The organism is Nocardioides lijunqiniae, from assembly GCF_015024225.1.
Taxonomy (GTDB): domain Bacteria; phylum Actinomycetota; class Actinomycetes; order Propionibacteriales; family Nocardioidaceae; genus Nocardioides; species Nocardioides lijunqiniae.
On record NZ_JACJGM010000070.1, the window covers coordinates 1 to 4,556 of the forward strand.

3 protein-coding genes are annotated in these 4,556 nt (G+C 75.8%); all 3 read right to left on the bottom strand.

What is annotated here, in order from left to right; all coding sequences use genetic code 11:
- A partial coding sequence (locus IRQ30_RS22990) for a DUF4011 domain-containing protein (RefSeq protein WP_193615142.1) occupies positions 1-2,686 on the bottom strand: 2,686 nt, incomplete at its 3' end.
- Entirely contained in the window at positions 2,686-3,846 is a 1,161-nt protein-coding gene (locus IRQ30_RS22995; protein WP_193615143.1) for a M48 family metalloprotease, read from the bottom strand. The genes IRQ30_RS22990 and IRQ30_RS22995, both read right to left, overlap by 1 nt.
- The coding region (locus IRQ30_RS23000) for an NADase-type glycan-binding domain-containing protein (RefSeq protein WP_193615144.1) at positions 3,843-4,556 on the bottom strand (714 nt) is incomplete at its 5' end. The genes IRQ30_RS22995 and IRQ30_RS23000, both read right to left, overlap by 4 nt.

Here is a 4,556-nt window from a genome sequence, read left to right on the forward strand (position 1 = left end):
CGTCGTGCGCGGCGCGCGCGGCCTGCTCGTGCGTCGCGGCGAGGTCACGGAGCGCGACGGCATCGGCGGAGCGCTGGCGGAGCACGTCGAGGCGGCCGCGCTGGGAGAGCGGGTCCAAGAGCGCGTGCAGTCCGGCCACCTCGCGCGCGTCGCCCAGCGACAGGTCGTCGGGTCCGGCGCCGAGCCGGCGGCGTACGTCGTCCAGGGCCGCGGCCGCGGTCGTCGCCCGCTCGGCGACCAGCGCGTCGACGCGGGGGTCGGCCAGGCAGGCCGGGTCCAGGTGGCGGGCCGGCGACCGGCCGAGCACCTCCTGCCCGTCGTGGCGGGCCAGCGCGGAGGACAGCGCGTCGACGGCCGACCGCGCCTCTCGCCACTCCGGGGCCAGCGGGAGCAGCCGCTGCTCCGCCGGCGTGAGGTCCTCGCCCCAGCGCGAGCCGCGCAGGGAGACGAGCCGGTCGACCAGGTCCACCAGCCGCGGCGCGGGCCCGGCGGTGAGCGCTTCCTCGAGCGCGCCGATCTCGGCGCGCGCCCGGGCGAGCTCGGCGGTGAGGCGGTCGCGGGCGGCCTCGACCTCGGCCAGGTCCTGGGCGGGGGAGAGCCAGCGCTCGTAGGTGTCGCGCAGCGCGTGGACGAACGCCTTCTTGTCCGCCTGGCTGTCGTGCACCAGCGTGCAGACCTCGTCGAGCCCCTGCGAGCGCAGCCGGGCGTGGACGACGTCGAGGGCGGCGCGCTTCTGGCAGATGAAGAGCACCCGCTTGCCGCGCGCGAGGTAGTCGGCGATCAGGTTGGTGATCGTCTGCGACTTGCCGGTGCCCGGCGGCCCCTGGATGACGAAGTTGTCGCCCGCGCGCGCCTGGGCGATCGCGCTGAGCTGGGAGTCGTCGGCGGGGACGACGAGGTAGCGGTCCTCGACGGCGATCTCGGTGCCGGGGTCGGCGACGTCACGGGCGGCGGTGGAGAAGAGCTCGTCGAAGGCCTCGTGCGGCGCGGGCTCGGCCAGCAGTGCGTCGTAGTCGCGGACCAGGCTCAGCGTGCGGTAGTTGAAGTTGGCGAGCGTGACCGAGCAGAGGTCGAGCTCCCAGGCGTAGGGGTTGCCGTCGCCCTCGGTGTCGATGCTGAAGGTCTCCTGCTCGACGACCGCCTGCCGCGGCACCGGAGCGTCGCCCAGCTCCACGGCGACGGGCAGGGGACCACGCAGCACCCGGTCCTTGAAGACCTGCACGCCCAGCGGCACCCAGCCCGGGTGGGTGTAGGAGTAGGCGTACTGGCGCCGCCCGATCACCGGCCGGCCCGTGCTGCGGCGGCGCCGGTAGGACCGCAGGGCGGTCTCGGCGCGCGAGCGGATCAGCTCGATGCGCGGTCGGTCGACCAGCGTGACCGTGACGCCCGGCTGGCTGGCGCGCGCCTGCTGCTCGATCGTGGCGCGCAGCGCGGTCAGGGCGTCGGGGTCGGCGAGGTCGACCGTCGTGGGCAGGGAGAAGCCGTAGAGCTCGCGCAGCTGGTGGCGCAGCACCGGGTTGACCTCGGCCTCGGCGCTGACGAGCTGGAGCCGGTAGGAGTCGCGCACGCCGCGCTGCTTGGCGAGCGTGACCGGCAGCAGGACCAGCGGCGAGGACACGACGACGCCGGGGTCGCCCTTCACGTCCTGCCACCGCAGGAACGCCGCCACCAGGCGGAGCTGGTCCTGGCCGTACTCCGCCCGGTCGCGACGGGCGGTCGAGATGATCGCGTCGAGCGACGCGGCGGCGTACGGCGCGTCGTCCCAGCGCACCACCGAGCCGACGTCGACCGGCTTGCCGTCCACGAGCCGCCGGGCCACGGCGCCGCCCCAGGTGAAGAGCTGCTCGGCGCGGATGCTCCGCACGTCGAGCACCAGCGGCACGGACGCCTCGGTGAGGTTGAGCGTGCGCTGGGTCGGGCGGAAGTGCAGCAGCGGGTTGCGCCGCGTCAGGTCGAAGAGCCGGTCGCGCAGGTGGGTGAGCACGGCCTCGCGCCGGTCGCGGAAGCGACCCTCGTCGGCCAGGACCCGCGCCAGGTCGAAGTCCTCGGGCTGGTCGCGGTACGTCGCCAGGCGCAGCGTCACGTCGCCGAGGTCCTGGGCCCGAAGGTGGCGCCGCGGCTCGATCATCGACGTCAGGACCGCGGCGACCACCGGGTGCAGGGTCGGGGCGAGCGCGAACAGGTTGCGGTGGTGGCGAGCGAGCTGGGCGGCGTCGCCGTGGTCGTTCAGGTCGAGGCCGCAGCACAGCGCCGCGAGCAGCTCGCCCAGGCTGCCGATGTCGGTGAGCTGGTCGTGGTGGTCGACCAGGTGCTCCCAGCGCTGCCAGCCGGCCACGATCCGCGCCGTGCGCGGGCCGGCTGGGTCGACGTCGACCTCGTCGACGGTGGTGGTGCCCGTCGACAGGTCGCGGCTCCGGTCAGCGCCGCGGCGCACGTCGAGCGCGCTGGAGGCCGGCTCCTCGGCGGCGCGCAGGGCGGAGGGGTGCCGTCGCCCCTGCTGCGCGTCCTCGGGGTCGAACCCGAGGGCGTGGTCGGCGACCTCGAGCGCGTCGAGCCCGCGCAGCGGCGCCACCAGGCCGCTCTCGTGGACGCCCTGCACCTGCCGCAGCAGCGGGAGCGCCAGCGCCAGCACGTCGTCGACCGGCAGACCGCCGCGCTCGACGGCGCTGGCGACGAGGGCCCGCATCACTCGCCCCCCGAGAGCAGGGCGTCGGCGCGGTCACCTACGCGCCGCCGGTCGCGCTCCGCGAGCCCGAGCTCGCTGCCGAGCAGCTTGACGAACTCCGCTCCCAGCCCGGTCCGCCGCGCGAACGCCAGCGTGCGGGCCAAGGTCTCGGGACCGGACTCGGGGTCGGCGGTCGCGAGGTCGGCCAGCACCGTGGCGAGGTAGCGCCGGGTCTCGGCCGGCAGCGGCTGGGGGAGCAGCGACGACGGCACCCGGGCGTACGTCGGACCCGCCGGCGCCACGCCGTACTGCTCGGCGAGCTCGGCCACCTCGGGGCCGCGCAGGCCCTCCAGCGCGGCCGCGGCCGTGACCAGGTCGCGGGTCAGCGTCAGCAGCCGGTCCTGGCCCGGCAGGTCGAGGGCGTTGAGGTCGAGCGACGGGGCGAAGGCCTCCTCGACCCGCTCGTCGGCCGCGGCCGGGTCCTCGTGCCACTGCTGCAGGGCCCAGGCGCGCAGGACGGTCTCGGGGTGGGTGGTGCCGGAGCTGCCGGAAGTGAGGTCGACCTCCGCGGCCTGGCGCAGGTAGGCCGCCGGGTCGACACGGCGCAGACCGGTCGCGACCTTGAGCAGGCCGCTCACCGCCGTGGTGAGCACCTCCGTGGCGACGAGCGCGGCCCGGTCGGCGTACAGCTCGGTGGCGAGGCGGTAGCGGCGCGTGGTCTCGAGGTACTCCGACGGCGTCCGGGCGTCGGCCTCGGCGGCGTCGAGCAGGCGGGCCGCGGCGAGGTAGCGCGCGTCCTCGGTCGTCCAGAGCAGGTGGTGGGCCAGCTCGTGCGCCGCGACCGCGCACAGCTCGTCGGCGTCCAGCAGGTCGAGCGTCGGGCCGCTGAAGAGCAGGATCGCCCGGTCGGGGACGAACACCAGCTCGGCGTTGGGCACCTGTTGACCCTCGTCGGCGTAGACCTCGACGGGCACGGTGACGCCGAGCGCGTCGGCGGCGCGCGCGACGGCCGCGTGCACCTCGGGGTGGGAGGACGCCTCGAGCCGGTAGGTGCTGCGCAGCAGCGCCTGCTCGAGGTCGTCGCGGCCGTGCCCGCTCCGCGCCGCCAGCGCCCGGAACGACTCCGGGTGCTCGCGCTCCAGGACGTCGGCGACGCCGCGGTGGTAGGGCAGCGGCGTCACGAGGCCGGCGTGCCGACGAGGGACAGGTCGCTGATCGCGGTGTAGTCGCGACGGGCGCGGCCGTCGCCGGGGGAGGAGACGTCGACCAGCCGCAGCGTCACGGTGGAGGTGGTGACGGCGTCGACGTCGACCATCTGCAGCTCGCGGCTCTCGCCGAAGCTCTGCTCGACGGTGGTCCCGTCGTCGAAGGTCCACTCGGCGACCAGGACGCGGCGGTTGCCCTGGTACCAGTTGAGCGTGCGGCGCCCGCTCTGCGAGCTCTTGGCGTAGCCGTTGACCATCCCCACCCTGGTCAGGGTCGTCGGGGCGTCGAGCGTGATCGTGATCGTGCGGCCAGTGCCGTCGCCGGGCATCCGCCAGCAGGTGGTGGGGACGCCGTCGAGCATGTTGCGCGCCTCGAAGCGCACGAGGTTGCCCTCGACGTCGGTGTTGGGCGGCGCGGTCGCCGGCACCTTCGCGCTGGCGCGCGTCGCCACGTCCTCCGGCTCGGCCGGCGGGGTGGGCTCCGGCTCCGCGGTGGGCGTCGGGGTCGGGGTCGGGGCGGGCGTCGGCGCCTCGCTGGTCGGGGTCGGGTCCGGCGAGCTGGAGGCGGTGTCGCGGGCCGACGGCTCCTCGTCGTCGCCGCCGCCGGTCACCAGGAGCACCACGCCGAGCCCGGCCACGAGGACCAGCGCGGCCGCGCCGACCGCCCAGGGCAGCCACGCCGGCCG